Source organism: Aphanothece stagnina RSMan2012, from assembly GCF_046764815.1.
GTDB lineage: Bacteria > Cyanobacteriota > Cyanobacteriia > PCC-6307 > Cyanobiaceae > NIES-981.
This window is the reverse complement of the sequence record NZ_JBKOUC010000002.1, coordinates 155,445-173,369: the sequence shown is the minus strand read 5'-3', so window position 1 is coordinate 173,369 and position 17,925 is coordinate 155,445. Positions and strand designations below refer to the sequence as shown.

The following is a 17,925-nucleotide window of genomic DNA, read 5'->3' as shown; positions in this document are numbered from 1 at the left end:
CGTCCCGCTTGCCCTCCCGTTCCGTCACCCCTGCCGTGCGCCGTCGGGTCCTGGGGCTCACCCTGCTGCTGGGGTTGGGGCTGTTCGTCTGGCAGCTGGGCAGCAGTGGCCTCGTGGATGAGACTCCGCCGCTGTTCGCCGCCTCGGCGCGGGCGATGGCCGAAAGCGGTGACTGGCTGATCCCCCGCGTCAATGGCCTGCCCCGTTACGACAAGCCACCGCTGGTGTACTGGGCCATGGGGCTGGTCTATGCCCTGCCGGGCCAGGAGCAGTGGAATCCCCTCGGCACCTGGGCGGCGCGGCTGCCCTCGGCCCTGGCCAGCGTGGCGGTGATGCTGGCTCTGGTCCAGACCCTGTTGCGTTGGCCTCAGGCGACCGACCACGGGCAGGACCGCTGGCAGCCCCGGGCCGTGGTCACGGCGCTGACGGCGGCCCTGGCCTTCGCCCTCTCGCCGCTGGTGCTGCTCTGGGGTCGCATCGCCGTCAGCGATGCCCTCTTCTCCGGCTGCCTCAGCCTGGCCCTGCTGCTCTGCTGGCACAGCTATGCCGCCGCGGGAGGGGGGTGGTGGCGTGGCTGGGTGCTGCTCGGGCTGGCCGTGCTGGCCAAGGGGCCCGTGGCCATCCTGTTGCTCGGCCTGACCCTGCTGCTGTTCGGTGCCCTTCAGGCTGATCTGGGGCGGCTCTGGACGCGGTTGCGTCCCCCGGTCGGGCTGGCGATCACGGCCGGAATCTCTCTGCCCTGGTATGGCCTGGCCCTCGCGGTGGAGGGGGAGCCCTTCTGGCGCAGTTTCTTCGGCTACCACAACCTGCAGCGGTTCACCGCCGTGGTCAACAACCATCAGCAGCCCTGGTGGTTCTTCGCCGTGGTGCTGCTGCTGGCCAGTCTTCCCTGGAGTCCCCTCCTGCTGCTCGGGCTGATTCGGGGGATCGGCGGGGGCCGGTTCGGCTTCCCGGGGCCGCCCCTGCCACCGGCCCTCTCCCTGCAGCGCTTCGCGGCCTGCTGGTTGCTGGCGGTGCTGCTGTTCTTCACGGCGGCCGCCACCAAGCTGCCGAGCTACTGGCTGCCCGCCACCCCGGCGGCGGGGCTGTTGATCGCCCTGGCCGCGCGTCCCGGCGGCGGCAGGCCGTGGCGCCTGGCGTTCGGGCTCAGCCTGGTGCTGGCGCTGCTCCTGGCGCTGGTCTTTGCCGCGGCCCCCTGGTGGGTGCCCGGGATCGTCACCCCGGAAATGCCCACCCTGCCGGCCCAGCTGCTGGCCAGTCGGCGGCTGGCGCTGGCGGCTGGCTGCTACGGCCTGGCGGCGGTGGCGGCCGGGCTGGCCTGGCGTTCCCGCGGCCGATCCGAGGGGCTGCTGGCCCTGCAGCTCCCGCTGGTCCTGTTTGTGCCGCTGGTCCTGCTGCCCGTCGGGGAGCTGGGGGATGGGCTGCGGGGCGCGCCGGTGCGCCAGATGGCCGCCACTGTCCGTCAGGACCGGCATTCCCAGGAACCCCTGGCCATGGTGGGCATGCTCAAGCCTTCCCTGCACTACTACGCCCGCCAGGTCGTGATCTTCGAGGGGGCCCCGGCGACGGGGCTGGTGAACCTGGCGGATCGGCTCGGGGCCGAACGTCGCGCCGGCCAGAGTCCCAGCACGGTGCAGCAGCAGCCCACGCTGCTGCTGGTGATCGACGCCGGAACGGCGCAGCAGCCCTACTGGCAGGGCCTGGAGCCCGAGCTGCTGGACTCCGCGGGGATCTACCGCCTCTGGCGGCTGGATCGCTCCCGGCTCGAGCGGCGGGCGGCGGCGCTGAAGGCGGCCGGTGTCCGTCCCGACTGGCGGGATCCCCGCCCGGAGCGCTACTGATCCGCTGCCCCCCCCTCCGCGTCGGGGGGAGGGTTCAGATCCCTGCGACGGCAGAAGCTGCAGTGGCCCCACAGGGCCATCTCCCCTGCCGGAGCCGGGCAGTGACAGCAGGGGCAGGTCGCCATGCCATGCACGTCCACCCGGCTGGGATGGCGGGCCCAGCTGTCGGCCTCTCCCAGGCTGGCCTGGAGCACCGGGGCGCCGGGATGGTGCTGTTCGAAGCGGATCGAGCGGATCGCAAAGCCCGCCGCCCGCAGGCTGGCCAGCAGCTGGTGGCGGTTGTACTGCAGGGCCTGGAGCCAGGGGCCTGGGGCGGCCCCCACGGTGAGCACCGAACCCGCCAGCCGCAGGGGACGGCAGTGGGGGGCGAGCTGGGGGCCGGCGAGCTGGGGCCACCGCTGCCACAGGGCCGCCAGGTTGCCGCTGCTCTGCCAGCTCTGCTGCAGCGTCTCGAGGCAGCGCGACAGGGTGGCGGCCGGAGCCTGCGGGGCCGGCGCCAGGATCGACAGGTTGCCGTGGCGCCGTGTCCCCATCAGCGGCCGCTCCCGGCGGCGGCGGCGGCCGCGAACGGGGCCATCCCCGGCGTCGGTCGGTGGCGGCACGGGAACCATGCGCAAACGCTAGGACCGTCCATGGTTAGCCTCTGGCATCGCACCTCGCTGGGCCATGGGCTTCTTCGACCGCCTCAGCCGTTTGTTCCGCGCCAACGCCAATGCGGTGATCGGCAGCATGGAGGATCCCTCCAAGATCCTTGACCAGTCCGTTGCGGACATGCAGTCCGATCTGGTGAAGCTGCGGCAGGCCGTCGCGACGGCGATCGCCAGCCAGAAGCGGATTCAGAACCAGGCGGAGCAGGCCGAAAGCCAGTCCAAGACGTGGTTCGAGCGGGCCGAACTCGCCCTGCAGAAGGGGGAGGAGGACCTGGCCCGGGAGGCGCTCACCCGTCGCAAGACCTACCAGGACACCGCCACGGCGCTGAACACCCAGCTGCAGAGCCAGGCGGGCCAGGTGGAGGCGCTGAAGAAGAGCCTGGTCGCCCTGGAGGCCAAGATCGCCGAGGCCAAGACCAAGAAGGACATGCTCAAGGCCAGGGCCCAGGCGGCCCAGGCGCAGGAGCAGCTGCAGAGCGCCGTCGGCAATCTCGGCACCAATTCCGCCATGGCGGCCTTCGAGCGGATGGAGGAGAAGGTGCAGACCATGGAGGCCCGCAGCCAGGCGGCCGCCGAACTCGCCGGAGCCGACCTCGAAAGCCAGTTCGCCGCCCTCGAGGGCAGTGATGTGGACGACGAGCTCGCCGCTCTCAAGAACCGGCTCTCCGGCGCCCAGACTCCCGTCGCCCTCCCCCTGGACAGTGACCCGGTTCCCCAGCTCGAGCCCGTCAAGGTGGCCGAGGTCGATGCGGAGCTCGAGGAGCTGAAGCGCTCGATCGACAAGCTCTGACCGCGACCCTGTCCGCTGGTTCCGTTCCTTCCCTGCCGCCCTTACCCACCCCAACCCTGCCGTGTCCGTCCTCGAGCTCAGCGATGCCAACTACCAGAGCGAGGTCCTGGAGGTGAGCACCCCGGTGCTCGTGGATGTCTGGGCCACCTGGTGCGGCCCCTGCCGGTTGATGGCCCCGATGATGGACTGGGCCGCGGCGGAATACGCCGGGCGTCTGACGGTGGGCAAGCTCGAGGCCGACCCCAACCCCGCCAGTCGCGATCTGCTGGAGGTGCAGGGTCTTCCCACCCTGGTGCTGTACAAGGACGGCCAGGTGGTGGCGCGCCATGAGGGTGCCATGGCCCAGGCCCAGCTCAAGGCCTTCCTGGATGCCCATCTCTGAGCGGCTCTCCCGCCTGGGCAGCGGCGTCTTCGCCCGCAACGACCAGCGCAAGGCGGCCTATGCCGCCAGGGCCCGGCAACCCGGTGCCGCAGGGCCTCCCCTGCTCGATCTCTCGCTGGGATCCACCGATCTCCAGCCTCCTGCGGTGGCGATCGAGGCGATCCGCTCCGGCCTGGGCGATCCGGCCAGCAGCGCCTACTGCCTCCATGCCTCCACGCTCCCGTTTCGCCAGGCCGTGGCCGGCTGGGCCCAGCGACGGTTCGGTGTGGCGGTCGATCCCGAGCGGGAGGTCCTGCTGCTGGTGGGCTCCCAGGAGGGCACGGCCCACCTTCCGCTGGCCGTGCTGAATCCCGGCGATCGGGCCCTGCTGCTCGATCCCTACTACCCCTCCCACCTGGGGGGGCTGCAGCTCGCCTCGGCCCGGCCCGAGCTGTTGCGGCTCGACCCTGCCGACGGCTGGCGGCCGGACTTCGACCGTCTCCCACCGTCCACGTGGGATGCGCTCAAGCTGATGGTGCTCGGCTTCCCCCACAACCCCACCGCCACCACGGGCGAGCAGGCCTGGGTGGATGCGGCGGTGGAGAAGGCCCTGCGCCACGACCTGGTGCTGGCCCACGACAACCCCTACGTGGATCTGGCTCTCGAGGGCGAAGCCCCGGCCCTGCTGCGCCATCCCCACTGGCGTGAGTGCGGCATCGAGTTCTTCTCCCTGTCCAAGAGCTGGTGCCTGGGGGGCTACCGGCTGGCCTTCGCGATCGGTGCCGAGTGGCTGATCACGGCCCTTCGCCAGCTCAAGGGGGTGGTGGATTTCAACCAGTCCCTGGCGCTTCAGGCCGGCGCCGTGGCGGCCCTCGAGCAGGCCCCCGACTGGCCGGCGCAGCTGCGGGAGGTCTACAGGGAGCGTCGTGATCGCATGGCCGCGGCCCTGGAGGCGGTGGGATGGCCGGTGCCCTTGCCCAGCATGGCGCTCTACCTCTGGTTGCCCCTGCCTCCCCAGGTCCGCCACCGCGACGGGCAGGCCTTGTGCGACGCGGAGGCCTTCTGTGGCGAGTTGCTGGAGTCCACGGGCGTGGCCCTGACCCCCGGGAACGGGTTTGGTCCGGGGGGTGAGGGTTGGCTCAGGCTGGCCCTCGTCCACCCCAGCGCCTCCCTGGAGGAGGGTGCGGATCGGATCGGCCGTTGGCTGGCCGGCCGCTGAGGCCCCCCGGCCCCTGGCAGATCCGGCGCCTCGCCGTCTGCGGCAGCACGGAGTGGGAGCTGGAGCGGTGGCTGGGAGGTCGCCCCAGCGCCACCGGGCCGCTCGAGGGCCGGCTGGCGGTGATCGCGGCGCGGCAGCGCTATGGCCACGGCCAGCGGGGCCGCCTCTGGAGTGCCCCGCGCGGCGGGGTGTGGCTGAGTGCGGCGTTCCCCTGGAGCGGCGAGGCCCGGGCGAGCCTGGCGCTCGGCCTGGCGGTGGGCCTGGCGCAGCAACTGGAGACCCTGGGGCTGCCGGTGCGCATCAAGTGGCCCAATGACCTGCTGCTGCACGGACGCAAGCTGGCCGGCCTGCTGCCGCGCCTGCGTCTGCGGGGGGCGCAGGTGCGCTGGGCCCAGGCGGGCATCGGCCTCAATGGCATCAACCGGGTGCCCCCCGGTGCCGTGTCGGTCGGCCAGGCCCTTGCACCGGGCCGGGCCTGGCATCCCGAGGCCTGCCCCCGTCGGCTGGAGGTGCGGGTGCTGTCGGCCATCGACTGGGCCCTCCGCCATGCGGACGAGCCCGACCTGGTGCGCCGCGAGGCCGAGCGACGGCTCTGGTCACCCCGGGAGGGCGTGGAGCATCTCGGCCTGCGCTGGCAGATCGCGGGCCTGGAGAGCGACGGGGGCCTGCGGCTGGAGCGCGGTCCGTGGCGCACCACGCTGGCCCGGGTGTTCTGAGCGCTGGCGGACCCCGCGGTCGGCCCGACGGAGGAATCCGGCCCGATCGCGCCGGTTGGGCGCGGTGAGCCCGCGCTTTTTACAATCCCGTCATGGCCCGATCCGCTCCCTTCCGCCTGGTCCCCGTGGCCCTGGCCGCCACCACCACCCTGGTGGGGCTTTCCGGTCTCGTCGCAGCCCAGGAGCAGAGCTCCGATCCAGCCCGGGAGGAGGCCGCTGTTCCCGCCCCCGCGGCCGCGTCACCGGCCGCCCCACCAGTGGCGAGGCCTGCCCTCCCCGCCGTCTCGCCGCCCACCCGCTCCGCAACGCCGCCGTCTCCGCCATCCCCGGGATCGGCCGCGACCTCCCGGCTCAGGCCCCAGCCTGCCCCCCCCCTGCGCCCCGCGCCGGCCCAGGGGCGTGACGAGCCCCCCGCCCGCTTCGATCGCTCCCTGGACTCCCTGGTGCGCGACGGCATCGTCACCCCGGCCGAGCGCGATCGGCTGCGCAGCGGTGTCCGCTCCACACCGTTCAACGTTCCGGCCCATCAGCAGGCCTGCCGCAGCGGGGCGCTCTCCAGCCAGGAGTGCAGCAGTGGGCTGGTGGTGCGCTGGCGGGGCCGGCCCGGCCAGACCAGCGGCGGCCTCGATCCTGCCGCAGGCGGGCCGCTCGCCTTTGCCGGTGCCCCGATTACCACGCCCCTCACGGTGCCGGTGTCGGCCCTGCTCGCGGGCTCCGGGGCCAACTTCCGTCTGTCCGACGTCTTCGCGGTCACTCCCCGTCCGGGGCCGGTGGCGGGCAACGGCAACCGGCGGCTGCTGTTTCCCCTGATCGGTTCGGCCGTCACCAGCAGCGTCTTCGGCTATCGGCTGCACCCCCTGCTGGGCAGCTGGTTGATGCATGCCGGCAGGGATCTGGCGGCGCCCGAGGGCACGCCGGTGGTGGCGGCCCTGGGGGGGCATGTCGTGAGCAGCGGCCTGGCCGGTGGCTACGGCCTGGCCATCGAGATCGACCACGACCGGCCGCGCCGCCGCACCCTCTACGGGCACCTGAGCGAGCTGTACGTGAAGCCCGGTGATCGGGTGCGCCAGGGGGAGGTGATCGGTCGGGTCGGCAGCACCGGCCTCAGCACCGGGCCCCACCTGCATTTCGAGCTGAGGGTGCCGGGCGACGGCGGCTGGCTGGCCGTGGACCCCGGTGACCTCGACCCGGGCCAGGGAGCCCTGGGAAGCGATGCCATCGCCCTGCTGATGGGCCAGCTGCTCGAGAGCCTGGAGCGGCCCCGGCCTGCGGCGGGCTAGGGCCCCTCAGTCGGTGATGCGTCCGTCGCGGAAGTGAACCACCCGCTCGGCCCGCGCCGCCACGTCGTCCTCGTGGGTGACCATCACCACGGTCATCCCGCCGCGGTGCAGCTCATCGAAGATGGCGAGGACCTCCTCGGTGGTGTGGGAATCAAGGGCGCCGGTGGGCTCATCGGCGAGCAGGAGCGCCGGATGGTTGATGATGGCGCGGGCGATGGCGACCCGTTGCTGCTGACCACCGGAGAGCTGGTTGGGCTTGTTGTGGAGGCGCTGGGCCAGACCCACCCGGGCGAGCGCCTGGCCGGCCCGCTCGCGCCGCTCCAGGGCGGGTACGCCGGCGTACACCATGGGCAGCATCACGTTCTCCAGGGCCGTGAGCTGGGGCAGCAGGTGGAACTGCTGAAACACGAAGCCGAGATCCCGGTTCCGCAGGTCGGCCAGCTGATCGTCATCGAGGGCATCCACCAGGGTGCCGTTGAGGCGATAGCTGCCGGCTGTGGGACGATCCAGGCAGCCCAGGATGTTCATGGCTGTGCTCTTGCCGGACCCTGAAGCCCCCATGACCGCCAGGTAATCCCCGCGGTTGACCGTGAGGCTCAGGCCGTCGAGGGCGCGGACCTCGGTGTCCCCCGAGCCGTACACCTTGTGGATGTTGCGCAGGTCGGCGACGGGACCGGCCTGCTCCGGCTCGACCATCACGAGCGCGGCCAGGCCCGGCTCGCTCAGCCTGGTCCCGGCCCCTGGCTGCTCAGCCAATCGACAAGCTGCCGCCACTGGCCAGGGCCTGCTGCAGGATCGGAGTGCCGGCCACCGCGTCGCCGGCCCAGGTGAACAGCGGGCTGGAGAGGATCCCGCCCACGGCCGTGACGATCACGCAGCCGATCAGCGCAGCGCGAAGCGCCGGCAGACCCGTGACCGACCAGTTGATCGCCGGATAGGCCTTGACGACGTCGGAGGCTTCCTGGGGCTCCTTCACGACCATCATCTTGATCACGGAGATGTAGTAGTAGATCGACACCACCGAGGTGATCAGACCGACCACCACCAGCAGGTACTGGTGGTCGGCCCAGCCGGCGAAGAAGAGGTAGATCTTGCCGAAGAACCCCAGCATGGGGGGGATCCCGCCCAGGGAGAGCAGGCAGAGGCTGAGGCCCAGGGTGATCAGGGGATCCTTCTGGTAGAGACCGGCGTAATCGGCAATGCGGTCACTGCCGGTGCGCAGGGAGAACAGGATGATGCAGGCGAAGGCCCCGAGGTTCATGAACAGGTAGGCCGCCATGTAGAGCACCATCGCGGCATAGCCGTCCTCGGTGCCGCACACCAGGCCGATCATCACGAAGCCGGCCTGGCCGATCGAGCTGTAGGCCAGCATCCGCTTCATCGAGGTCTGGGCCAGGGCCACGACGTTGCCCAGCACCATGCTGAGCACCGCGAGCACGGTGAACAGCAGTTTCCACTGGGCGTCGAAGCTCTCGAAGCACCCCACCAGGATCCTGACGGCGAGGGCGAAGCCGGCGGCCTTGGAGCCCACCGAGAGGAATGCCACCACCGGCGTGGGTGACCCCTCGTAGACGTCGGGGGTCCACTGGTGGAAGGGGACGGCGGCAATCTTGAAGGCGACGGTGGCCAGCACGAAGACGAGGGCGAGGGCCGTGACCGGGGAGGCACTGGTCTTGAGGGCCAGGGCGACGGCATCGAGCCCGGTGGCTCCGCCGGTGAGCCCGTAGAGCAGGGAGGCGCCGTAGAGGAAGACCGCCGCGGCAGCGGAACCGACCAGCAGGTATTTGAGCGCCGCCTCGGAGCTGCGGGCATCCCGCTTCATGTAGCCCGAGAGCAGGTAGCTCGAGACCGACAGGGTCTCCAGGGAGATGAAGATGCTCACCAGGTCGGTGGCACCGCAGAGGAACATGCCGCCGAGGGTGGCGGCCAGCAGGATGGCCGCGTACTCCCCCACCGGGGTGCCGCTGCGCTCCACGTAGCGCCAGCTGAGCAGCAGGGAGATCAGGGTGGAGGCGGCCACGACGCCGCGGAAGGCGATGGCCAGGTTGTCGGCGAGGAAGGATCCCAGGAACGAGGGCTCGAGCACTGGTGCGTTCCACTGCAGGGCGAGGAGCACCAGGGCAGAGCTCAGGCCCGCGTAGCAGAGGGGTGGGACCCAGCGGCTGGCGGCACGCTCGCCGGCCAGATCCACCAGCAGGCAGGCCACCAGGGCCAGCAGCACCGCCACCTCGGGGGCGATCGCACCGGCATTGAGCTGCAGGTTCAGGCCCACGGTTCCAGCCCCGCTGCCGATGGCGTCGGCCACGGTTGGGAGGGCGCCGAGCAGGGAGTTCACAGCAGCTCTAGGGCCAGGTTTCCGGCGCGACTGTAGCCGCGTTGATTCCGGTTCATCGCACCGGCGGCGCGCAGTTGCCGCTCGATGCGATAAAGAGGGAAGCGGTCGTCCGCCTGTCTGTGGGTCACACCCTGGTCATCGTCGAGAGCCCCACCAAGGCCCGCACCATCCGTGGATTCCTGCCGAAGGACTTCCGGGTGGAGGCCTCGATGGGCCATGTGCGGGATCTGCCCAACAACGCCAGTGAGATCCCGGCGGCCCACAAGGGTGAGAAGTGGGCCAACCTCGGCGTCAACACCGCCGAGAACTTCGAACCGCTCTACGTGGTGCCGAAGGACAAGAAGAAGGTGGTCAAGGAGCTCAAGGATGCCCTCAAGGGGGCTGACCGGCTGCTGCTGGCCACGGACGAGGACCGCGAGGGCGAGAGCATCAGCTGGCATCTGCTGCAGCTCCTGCAGCCGAAGGTGCCCGTCAAGCGGATGGTCTTCCACGAGATCACCAAGGAGGCCATCAGCCGGGCGCTCGACCAGACCCGTGAGCTCGACATGGAGCTCGTGCACGCCCAGGAGACCCGTCGCATCCTCGACCGGCTGGTGGGCTACACCCTCTCCCCCCTGCTCTGGAAGAAGGTGGCCTGGGGGCTGTCGGCGGGCCGGGTGCAGTCGGTGGCGGTGCGTCTGCTGGTGCAGCGCGAACGGGCCCGCCGGGCCTTCCGCAGCGGCAGCTACTGGGATCTGAAGGCCCAGCTCGAGCAGGCGGGCAGCGGCTTCGATGCCAAGCTCAGCCACCTCGGGGGGGAGCGGATCGCCGGAGGCTCCGACTTCGACGAGAGCACCGGTGCCCTCAAGGCCGGCAGCACGGTGAAGCTGCTCTCCGAGGAGGAGGCCCGCAGCCTCCAGGCCGCCGTGCAGAGCGGCGCCTGGTTCGTCGCCGAGGTGGAGGCCAAGCCCACCATCCGCAAGCCGGTGGCCCCCTTCACCACCAGCACCCTGCAGCAGGAGGCCAACCGCAAGCTGCGCCTCTCGGCCCGCGAGACGATGCGCACCGCCCAGGGCCTCTACGAGCGCGGCTTCATCACCTACATGCGCACCGATTCGGTGCATCTGAGCGATCAGGCCATCCAGGCGGCCCGCGGTTGCGTGGCCCAGAAGTACGGCCAGGACTACCTCAGCCCAGCCCCCCGGCAGTTCTCCACCAAGGCCCGCAATGCCCAGGAGGCCCACGAGGCCATCCGGCCGGCGGGCGAGAGCTTCCGCTCCCCCGCCGAGACCGGCCTGGACGGGCGCGATCTGGCCCTCTACGAGCTGATCTGGAAGCGCACGGTGGCCAGCCAGATGGCGGACGCCCGGCTGACCATGCTGGCGGTGGATCTGGAGGTGGCCGGCGGAAGCCTCGGCACCGCCCGCTTCCGTGCCAGCGGCAAGCGCATCGACTTCCCCGGCTTTTTCCGGGCCTATGTGGAGGGCAGCGACGACCCGGATGCCGCGCTGGAGGGCCAGGAGGTGCTGCTGCCGGCCTTCTCGGTCGGTGACCAGCCCAGCTGCAGGGCGGTCGAGGCCCTCGGCCACCAGACCCAGCCCCCGGCCCGCTACAGCGAGGCTGCGCTGGTCAAGACCCTGGAGCGGGAAGGGATCGGCCGACCCTCCACCTACGCCTCGATCATCGGCACGATCGTCGACCGGGGCTATGCGACCCTCCAGAACAATTCGCTGACCCCCAGCTTCACCGCCTTCGCCGTGACGGCGCTGCTGGAGGAGCACTTCCCCGACCTGGTCGACACGGGCTTCACCGCCAGGATGGAGCAGAGCCTGGACGAGATCTCCCACGGCCAGGTGGCCTGGCTGCCCTACCTCGAGAAGTTCTACAAGGGGGAGGCGGGCCTGGAGGTCCAGGTGCAGCAGCGGGAAGGCGACATCGATCCCGGGGTCTCCCGGACGGTTGCGCTGGAAGGCCTGCCCTGTGTGGTGCGCATCGGCCGGTTCGGGGCCTACCTCGAGACCAAGCGGGTGGCCGACGACGGCACCGAGGAACTGCTCAAGGCCACCCTCCCCCTGGAGATCACGCCCGCCGACCTGGATGCCGACAAGGCCGAACTGCTGCTCCGCCAGAAGGTGGAGGGACCGGAATCGCTCGGTGAGGACCCCGAGACGGGCGAGCAGGTGTACCTGCTGTTCGGCCAGTACGGCCCCTATGTGCAGCGTGGCCAGGTGAGCGACGACAACCCCAAGCCGAAGCGCGCCTCCCTTCCCAAGGGCCAGAAGCCCGAGGAACTCACCCTGGCCGATGCCATCGGGCTGCTGCGCCTGCCCCGGCTCCTGGGAGAGCACCCCGAAGGGGGGCGGGTGGAGGCCGGCCTCGGCCGCTTCGGCCCCTATGTGGTGCACCACAAGGGCAAGGGGGAAAAGGATTACCGCTCGCTCAAGGCTGAGGATGACGTGCTGAGCGTCCCCCTGGCCCGCGCCCTGGAGCTGCTGGCCATGCCCAAGCGGGGCCGTGGCGGCCGCACCGCCCTCAAGCATCTCGGCGTTCCCGAAGGTGCCGAGGAGCCCGTGCAGTTGTTCGATGGCCCCTACGGTCTCTACGTCAAGCAGGGCAAGGTCAACGCGTCCCTGCCGGAGGGCACCACGGCCGAGACCATCACCCTCGAGCAGGCCATGGAGCTGCTGGCGGCGAAGGCCACCGCCGGCAAGGCCAAGGGACGCTCCGGCACCGCCAGCAGGAAGACCGCCGCCGCGACACCCACCACGAGCAAGTCGGCCGCCAACAAACCCGCTGCCAAGAAACCCGCCGCCAAGAAGCCCCCGGCCACCACCAAGACCGGCAGGCTGCGGGCGAGCGCGGTGCGGGTGATCAAGGCGGCCGACGGCTGATGGCGCGCACGCCGTGGCGCTGGCGGTGCCTGGGGCCTGGGCTCCTGCTCTGTCTGGGCGGGCTCGTGGGGGGGTGCAGCGGCACCCCCTTCGGCGAACAGCTCTCCGGCAGCTTCTCCTCGGCGCCGGCCACCCCGTCCGCCGGCCCGGCGGGCTCCGCTCCCGCCGCCCCCGCTCCCGCCGCCCCCGACGCCGCAGCGCCGGCCGCGGCCCAGCCGGAGCGTGCCAAGCCGCCGCCGGCTCCTGTGCTCTCGCCGGCTCCCTACAGGATCACGATCAAGCTCTCCGGTGCTGATCCGGCGGCGCCGGCGGAAGCCGTCACCCAGGCCCTGCGTGCGGCTGGCGTGCCCTTCGAGGTGGAGATGATCGAGCGGATGCCTTCCCCAGGCTCCGCCTCAGCGGCGCCCGCACCCGCGCTGACTCCAGCCGCGCCGACTCCAGCCGCGCCAGCTGCAGCGGCGCCCAGCGCCACCACCGCCCCGGCGCCGGCCCCCCGCTGATGCCGCGCTCCCGCCCCGACCGCACCCTGAGCCGTCGCCAGGCCCGCCAGCTGATGGACACGGCCTACCTCGCCGCCGCCACCGGCCTCCTGTGGCTGGCGCTCTACTACCTGCCGGTGGGAAGTCCCCTGTTCCGGCTTGCCCTGCCCCTGCCCCTGGCCCTGCTGCAGCTCCGCCATGGCTGGCGCTGTGCCCTGGAAGGTCTGGTGGTGACGGCCCTGTTGCTGGTGGCCCTGATGGGGCCGATCCGCGGCCCGCTGGTGCTGTTCCCCTACGGCCTGCTGGCTCTGTGGCTGGGCTGGTGCTGGCACCGGCGCACCAGCTGGTGGCTCAGCTGGCTGGTGGGCAGCCTGATCGGGACCGCTGGATTCCTGGTGCGGGTCGCGGTGCTGTCCGTGCTGGTGGGGGAGAACCTCTGGGTGCTGATCACCACCGCGGCCGCCGGTCTGCTGGAGAAGCTCGCCGGGCTGGTCAATCTGGCCGCGGCGATCGAACTCAGCCAGGTGCAGGTGGCTGCCGTGCTGCTGGTGTGGGTCCAGAACGTGATCGTCGTGCTGGCCCTGCACGCCGTGGCCTACTGGATCTTCCCCCGGCTGCAGGCACCGATCAGCGAACCGCCGGCTGCCCTGCGGGCCCTGGTCGCCCTTGATCCCCTCTGAGCCCCGGCCTGAGCCGCCGGCCGGGATCGAGGACTGGGCCCGCACCCGGTCGCTGTTGCTGCTGGCGGCCACCGAGACGGCGGCGGTGCCGGGGATCTCCGCCGCAGGGGCGACGCCGGCCGCGCGCCGCCGCACCGCGGCCGCCGATGCGGAACTGGTGGTCAGGGGGCCGGCAGGGAGCCGTCCCCACGCCCTTCCCCCCCTGCCGGCGGGAGTGAGCCCCGCCCTGATCTCCCACGTCGTGCTGAGGGAGCTGGGCCTGCTGGAGCACTTGCTGGTGGTCGATGCGGGCTGTCCGATCGCCCCTGCCGTTCCCCACCTGCGCCTCCCCTGCCCCGAGGGCCAGGGACCGGCCCGCTGCCTGAGCAGCGGTGCCGCCATGGCACCGGTGCGGGTTCGGGCCCTGCTGGAGCGCGGACGCCGCTGGGGCGCTACCAGCGAGCCGGCCCGGCCCCTGCTGGTGGCGGAATGCGTGCCCGGTGGGACCACCACGGCCCTGGCGGTGCTCCGCGGCCTCGGGGTGGCGGCCGATGGCCTGGTGAGCGGCAGCCTGCGCACCAGTGCCCATGGTCTCAAGAGCGGGCTGGCGGCGCGGGGGCTGGCGGCCGCCGGGCTGGCCCCCTGGCCCGGCAGGGCCGGCACCGCGGCCAGCAACGATCCCCTGGCGGTGCTGGCGGCCGTGGGCGACCCGATGCAGGCCCTGGCCGCCGGGGTTGCCCTGGGCGCCGCCGGGCAGGGCGTGACCGTCCTGCTCGCCGGCGGGAGCCAGATGGCGGCGGTGCTGGCGCTGGCGCTGGCACTCACGCCCCCCGGCGAGCGGCAGCGCCTGGCGGCCCGCCTCAGCGTGGCCACCACGGCCTGGGTGGCGGAGGAGCCCGACAGTGATCTGCCGCTGCTGCTCCAGCGGATCGGGCTCCGCTGGGGAGTGGAACCCCGCCTGCAGGTGGCCCGGCTCCGCTTCCATGGCTGCAGCGCCGCTCCGCTGCGCGACTACGAACGCGGCTTCGTCAAGGAGGGCGTCGGGGCCGGTGGCCTGGCCCTGGTGTGGGAACGCTGCGGCCGCTCGCCGGACGCCCTGGCCCGGGCCTGCGACCTGGCCTGCCGCCAGATGGCCGGTGCCTAGGGTCAGCGCCATGGCCAGCACCTTTGCGCCCCTGTCCCGCCGCGAGCTCCTCAGACTCGGACTCGGTGCCGGGGCAGCCGCCGGCCTGCCGCTGCTGCTGGGCGGCTGCCGGGCCGCTCCCCGGGCCCAGCTCTGGGTGCCGGCCCGCTTCCTGCCGACCGCCTGGATCAAGGCCCTGCCGGCGGGTTGGCGCGCGCGCCAGCTGGATGAGCCCGCCGCGGTGCTGGCGTCGCGGTCGGCGGTTCCGCCGCCTGACCTGGTGGGCCTCAGTGACGGCTGGGCGGCCGAGGCGCGGGAGGCCTGGCAACCCTTCCCGGCTCCGGACCTGCTGGGCCGGCTGGCTCCCTGGGCCGTCCCGGCCAGCCGGCTGTTCGGCGGCGAGACGGCGCCGGCGGTGGCCTACCCCTGGGCCTATGCCCCCTGGGTGATCCTGCTGCGCTCCCGCCCCGATCTGCGGGCCCGCGCCGGCGAGGGATGGTCCCTGCTGCTGGATCCGAGTCTGCGGGGGCGGCTGGTGCTCCCCTCCAGCCCACGCGTCTGCATGGCCCTGATGGGAGGCGATTTCGAGCGCGTTCGGCGCCTCCGCCAGCAGGCCCTGGCCTACGACGAGCAGGACGGCCTGAACCTGGTGCTCAGCGGTGCGGCCGATGCGGCCGTGCTCCCCCTGCGCCCGGTCGTCCCGTTGCTGCGGCGGGACCAGCGCCTCGCGGTGATCTGGCCTGCCAGCGGGGCTCCCCTCACCTGGCAGTTGCTGCTGCGTCCCCAGGGCAGTGCCCAGCTCCCGCCCCTGCCCTGGCTCGCGGAGGCCCTGACCGAGCCGTTGCTGACCACCCTGCTGGCCGGTGGGTGGGTTCCCCCCCTGCCGGCGGGGGTTCTGGAGCCGGTGGTGCGCCGCTTCCCGCGTGCCATCGCCGCGTTGCTGCTGCCGGAACCTGGCCTGCTGCAGCGCTGCTGGAGCCTCCCCCCCCTGGAGATGGGCGCGCGGCTGGCGCTTCAGAGTCTCTGGGATGCCGCGGCACCGGACCCCCGCGACGGGGCCGGTGCCCCGCGCTGAGCCGCTTCCCCTCAGCCCCAGAGCCGTCGCCGTGGCGCGGCCGCCAGCCGCCGGTGCGTGTCGGCCAGCAACGCCGGAATCGGCAGCGACCGGGGGCAGCGGGGCAGGCAGGCTCCACAGCTGCGGCAGGCCTCGGCGTTGAGGGTTTCCCACCAGTGGCCGGCCCGGCCGATCAGGTTGTAGCGCTCCTGGGCGAAGCCCTCCATGCCATGGCCGACGGCCAGATTGCGCAGCCGCAGCAGCTCCGGAATCGGCACGTCATTCGGGCAGGGCAGGCAGGCGCGGCACTGGCCGCAGCCGGTGTCGCCCAGCCGGGCGGCGGCGGCCTCCCGGAGCCGCTCCAGGGCTGCCGCCCGCTCGGTACCCAGGCCGGCCAGCCGCCCCGCCTGCCACTGCCGGGCCCAGGCCAGATCCGCGGGCTGGGCCGCCCCCAGGCTGAGGGTGGAGATCCCCTGGTCCAGCAGGAACCGGTAGGCCAGCTCCAGGGGGTGGAACGGGGCGCAGTCCGCGAGCAGCTCCGGCGACGGCGCGTAGAGGTGGCCGCCCTTGTCGGCCGGGGAGATGGCCAGCACGCCGAGGCCGTCGGCAAGGGCGGCCCGGGCCAGGGGGAGGCGGGTCTGGTCGAACAGATGCACGTGCAGGCAGCAGAACGTGAACCGCCCGCTGGCCAGCGCCTGCTCGATCAGGGGGCTGGCGCCATGGCTGGAGAAGCCCACCTGCAGCACCAGGCCCTCGCCCAGGGCCCAGGCCAGGAGCTCGGCGCCCGCGCCGTGGCAGGCCCAGGCCAGGTGCTCCGGGGTGTTCAAGCCATGCACCGCCAGACCCGTGAGCTGTTCGAGCCCCAGGCGCTCCAGGATGGCGCGCAGCTGGGCCTGGCCGGTGGCCAGATCGGTGCCCGGCAGCAGTTTGCTGGTGACCAGCCAGCCACCTTCGGGAGCGAGCTCCGCCTCCCTGAGCCGCCGCAGCCCCTGGCCGAGGAAGCGTTCGGCCGGGCCATAGGCCGGGGCGGTTTCCAGATGGTTGATCCCGGCGTCCAGGGCCGCCCGCAGCACGGCCTCCATCTGCTCCGGACTCGCCAGGGCCCGCATCGTGCCCAGGGTGAAGGCCGAGACCGCCGGCCCCCGGCCGAAGGGGCGCCTAGCCGGCGTCACCGGGTGGATGGCTCGGGCCCAGGTCGCTCGGGCCCGGATCGGGGCTGTCGCTGGCGGCCTGGTCGCCGCCGCCTTCGGGTTCGATCTCGCGCTGCGCTTCGCCCAGATGGCGCACCAGTTCCGCCGGGCTGACCGAGTCGAGGAAGCGGCGGAACTCGTTCTGGTCTTCGGCGTCGGCCTCCGCGTCCACGGGGATCGAGGCGTCGGCCACCACTTCCTCGTGCATCCAGATCGGCGTGTCGGTGCGCACGGCGAGCGCGATGGCATCACTGGGCCGGGCATCGAGTTCGATCGGCTCGCTGCCCTCCGCTGCGCCGCTGCGGCTGAGCCGGAGCAGGGCCCGGAAGGTGCTGTCCTCGATCGTGTGGATGATCACGCGGTCGAGCTGGAGCTTCCCGGCGGCCAGCAGCTCCACCATCAGATCGTGGCTGAGCGGCCGGGGGGGACGCTCGTGGCCGAGGCCCACCAGGATGTTCTGGGCTTGGGCCTGGTCGATCCAGATCGGCACCTGGCGCCGGCCGGAGGGATCGCGCAGCAACACGATAGGACTGCGGCTCGCCGCATCCAGGGCAATTCCGGCGACCCGCATTTCCACCATGACCCGGCGTGCCCCTCTGACTGATTATGGCCAGCAGGGGAGGACGGGCGGATGTTCACGGGACTGGTGCAGGCCACGGGGTCGATCGAGCGGGCTGCCGGCGGGGTGCGCCTGCGCTGGTCTCCGGCGGCGGGGGGCTGGGGGCCGGGCGACCTGGGGCTGGGGGACAGCGTGGCGGTGGATGGCGTCTGCCTCACCGTGGCGGAGCGGCTGGCCGATGGCTTCCGGGCCGATGTCAGTGAGGAGACCCTGGCCCGCTCCACGCTGGCGGGCAAGGCGGAACGGCGGGCCGCCGTCAACCTGGAGCCGGCCCTGCGGCTGACCGATCGGCTGGGCGGGCATCTGGTGAGCGGCCACGTGGACGGCCTGGGCACCGTGCGGAGCATTGAGCGCCAGAGCGCGTCCTGGCGGCTCGAGATCGGCTGGGACGACCCTGGCTACGGCCGCTACGTGTGCGAGAAGGCGAGCATCGCCGTCGACGGGATCAGCCTGACGGTGGCGGGGTGCCGGGCGGATGGGGGCTGCTTCTGGATCGCGGTCATCCCCCACACCTGGGCCGGCACCACCCTGAACGCCCTGCGGCCGGGGGATGGGGTGAATCTGGAGGCCGACCTCCTGGCCAAGTACACCGAGAGGCTGCTGGCTCAGGGACGCCACGACCAGGCAGAAGGCAGCAGGGCCGCGGGAAGCGGTGCGGGAAGCCGTGCGGGAAGCGGTGGAGTGGCCCGGCTCGACGCCGCCTGGCTGGCCGAGCATGGCTGGCAGACCTAGGGTCCGG

At 72.4% G+C, this 17,925-nt stretch carries 16 protein-coding genes and 1 pseudogene; 12 read left to right on the top strand and 5 right to left on the bottom strand.

Translation table 11 applies throughout. From position 1 onward, the window contains the following. Positions 1-8 precede the first annotated feature (8 nt). Complete coding sequence (locus ACLNEE_RS02515; protein WP_411421618.1) at positions 9-1,841, top strand: ArnT family glycosyltransferase; 1,833 nt, start codon at positions 9-11, stop codon at positions 1,839-1,841. On the opposite strand, the gene ACLNEE_RS02510 is transcribed toward ACLNEE_RS02515, so the two are convergent. Then, positions 1,835-2,452, bottom strand: coding sequence for a DciA family protein (locus tag ACLNEE_RS02510; RefSeq protein WP_411421619.1), 618 nt, complete (start codon positions 2,450-2,452; stop codon positions 1,835-1,837). The two genes, ACLNEE_RS02515 and ACLNEE_RS02510, sit on opposite strands and share 7 nt — an antisense overlap. A 55-nt stretch (positions 2,453-2,507) precedes the next feature. Here ACLNEE_RS02510 and ACLNEE_RS02505 point away from each other — a divergent pair, with 55 nt between their 5' ends. The 5 genes from ACLNEE_RS02505 (at position 2,508) to ACLNEE_RS02485 (ending at position 6,857) form a co-directional block, all read left to right on the top strand. After that, on the top strand, positions 2,508-3,281 hold the full coding sequence (locus ACLNEE_RS02505) for a PspA/IM30 family protein (protein WP_411421620.1): 774 nt from the start codon (positions 2,508-2,510) through the stop codon (positions 3,279-3,281). A 61-nt stretch (positions 3,282-3,342) separates the two neighbouring features. Beyond that, positions 3,343-3,663, top strand: a complete 321-nt coding sequence (locus tag ACLNEE_RS02500; protein WP_411421621.1) for a thioredoxin family protein — start codon at positions 3,343-3,345, stop codon at positions 3,661-3,663. After that, on the top strand, positions 3,650-4,861 hold the full coding sequence (locus ACLNEE_RS02495) for an aminotransferase class I/II-fold pyridoxal phosphate-dependent enzyme (RefSeq protein ID WP_411421622.1): 1,212 nt from the start codon (positions 3,650-3,652) through the stop codon (positions 4,859-4,861). The genes ACLNEE_RS02500 and ACLNEE_RS02495 overlap by 14 nt, the downstream gene beginning before the upstream one ends. Then, positions 4,843-5,577 carry a biotin--[acetyl-CoA-carboxylase] ligase gene (locus tag ACLNEE_RS02490; RefSeq protein WP_412006740.1) on the top strand — a complete coding sequence of 245 codons (735 nt, stop codon included), beginning with the start codon at positions 4,843-4,845 and terminating at the stop codon, positions 5,575-5,577. Before ACLNEE_RS02495 ends, ACLNEE_RS02490 begins: the two co-directional genes overlap by 19 nt. 92 nt (positions 5,578-5,669) lie before the next feature. Then, positions 5,670-6,857 (top strand): M23 family metallopeptidase, encoded by a 1,188-nt coding sequence (locus ACLNEE_RS02485; protein WP_411421624.1) that lies wholly within the window; start codon positions 5,670-5,672, stop codon positions 6,855-6,857. Positions 6,858-6,863: 6 nt separating this feature from the next. On the opposite strand, the gene ACLNEE_RS02480 is transcribed toward ACLNEE_RS02485, so the two are convergent. Together ACLNEE_RS02480 and ACLNEE_RS02475 are read right to left on the bottom strand one after the other, a co-directional pair. After that, positions 6,864-7,553 carry an ABC transporter ATP-binding protein gene (locus ACLNEE_RS02480; RefSeq protein WP_411421632.1) on the bottom strand — a complete coding sequence of 230 codons (690 nt, stop codon included), beginning with the start codon at positions 7,551-7,553 and terminating at the stop codon, positions 6,864-6,866. A 52-nt stretch (positions 7,554-7,605) separates the two neighbouring features. Then, positions 7,606-9,129, bottom strand: coding sequence for an NAD(P)H-quinone oxidoreductase subunit N (locus ACLNEE_RS02475; protein WP_411423511.1), 1,524 nt, complete (start codon positions 9,127-9,129; stop codon positions 7,606-7,608). Between the two features lie 182 nt (positions 9,130-9,311). Here ACLNEE_RS02475 and topA point away from each other — a divergent pair, with 182 nt between their 5' ends. Genes topA through ACLNEE_RS02450 form a run of 5 tightly spaced genes read left to right on the top strand, consistent with a single transcriptional unit; the run spans position 9,312 to position 15,398 of the window. Continuing rightward, the gene (topA, locus tag ACLNEE_RS02470) at positions 9,312-12,062 is read left to right on the top strand and encodes a type I DNA topoisomerase (RefSeq protein ID WP_411423512.1); all 2,751 of its coding nucleotides are present in this window, start codon (positions 9,312-9,314) and stop codon (positions 12,060-12,062) included. Next, positions 12,062-12,562, top strand: coding sequence for a hypothetical protein (locus tag ACLNEE_RS02465; protein WP_412006739.1), 501 nt, complete (start codon positions 12,062-12,064; stop codon positions 12,560-12,562). The genes topA and ACLNEE_RS02465 overlap by 1 nt, the downstream gene beginning before the upstream one ends. Then, complete coding sequence (locus ACLNEE_RS02460; RefSeq protein ID WP_411423485.1) at positions 12,562-13,221, top strand: DUF2232 domain-containing protein; 660 nt, start codon at positions 12,562-12,564, stop codon at positions 13,219-13,221. Before ACLNEE_RS02465 ends, ACLNEE_RS02460 begins: the two co-directional genes overlap by 1 nt. Beyond that, positions 13,208-14,344: a nicotinate-nucleotide--dimethylbenzimidazole phosphoribosyltransferase gene (locus ACLNEE_RS02455; RefSeq protein ID WP_411423486.1), complete on the top strand. Its 1,137-nt coding sequence runs from the start codon at positions 13,208-13,210 to the stop codon at positions 14,342-14,344. Before ACLNEE_RS02460 ends, ACLNEE_RS02455 begins: the two co-directional genes overlap by 14 nt. A 10-nt stretch (positions 14,345-14,354) precedes the next feature. Next, positions 14,355-15,398 carry a type 2 periplasmic-binding domain-containing protein gene (locus ACLNEE_RS02450; protein WP_411423487.1) on the top strand — a complete coding sequence of 348 codons (1,044 nt, stop codon included), beginning with the start codon at positions 14,355-14,357 and terminating at the stop codon, positions 15,396-15,398. Positions 15,399-15,409: 11 nt separating this feature from the next. Here the strand turns inward: ACLNEE_RS02450 and ACLNEE_RS02445 are convergent, their stop codons facing one another. Further along, complete coding sequence (locus tag ACLNEE_RS02445) at positions 15,410-16,549, bottom strand: aldo/keto reductase (RefSeq protein ID WP_411423488.1); 1,140 nt, start codon at positions 16,547-16,549, stop codon at positions 15,410-15,412. 97 nt (positions 16,550-16,646) lie between these two features. Continuing rightward, positions 16,647-17,147, bottom strand: a pseudogene (locus tag ACLNEE_RS02440) (bifunctional nuclease family protein); the annotation flags it as partial. A 51-nt stretch (positions 17,148-17,198) separates the two neighbouring features. Here ACLNEE_RS02440 and ACLNEE_RS02435 point away from each other — a divergent pair. Then, complete coding sequence (locus ACLNEE_RS02435; protein ID WP_411423489.1) at positions 17,199-17,918, top strand: riboflavin synthase; 720 nt, start codon at positions 17,199-17,201, stop codon at positions 17,916-17,918. The last annotated feature ends 7 nt before the right edge of the window (positions 17,919-17,925 follow it).

Coding starts and splice junctions, on each gene's coding strand:
- ACLNEE_RS02465 (WP_412006739.1), top strand. CDS start 12,062: ATGGCGCGCACGCCGTGGCGCTGGCGGTGCCTGGGGCCTGGGCTCCTG.
- ACLNEE_RS02485 (WP_411421624.1), top strand. CDS start 5,670: ATGGCCCGATCCGCTCCCTTCCGCCTGGTCCCCGTGGCCCTGGCCGCC.
- ACLNEE_RS02480 (WP_411421632.1), bottom strand. CDS start 7,553: ATGGTCGAGCCGGAGCAGGCCGGTCCCGTCGCCGACCTGCGCAACATC.
- ACLNEE_RS02435 (WP_411423489.1), top strand. CDS start 17,199: ATGTTCACGGGACTGGTGCAGGCCACGGGGTCGATCGAGCGGGCTGCC.
- ACLNEE_RS02450 (WP_411423487.1), top strand. CDS start 14,355: ATGGCCAGCACCTTTGCGCCCCTGTCCCGCCGCGAGCTCCTCAGACTC.
- ACLNEE_RS02460 (WP_411423485.1), top strand. CDS start 12,562: ATGCCGCGCTCCCGCCCCGACCGCACCCTGAGCCGTCGCCAGGCCCGC.
- ACLNEE_RS02510 (WP_411421619.1), bottom strand. CDS start 2,452: ATGGTTCCCGTGCCGCCACCGACCGACGCCGGGGATGGCCCCGTTCGC.
- ACLNEE_RS02505 (WP_411421620.1), top strand. CDS start 2,508: ATGGGCTTCTTCGACCGCCTCAGCCGTTTGTTCCGCGCCAACGCCAAT.
- ACLNEE_RS02495 (WP_411421622.1), top strand. CDS start 3,650: ATGCCCATCTCTGAGCGGCTCTCCCGCCTGGGCAGCGGCGTCTTCGCC.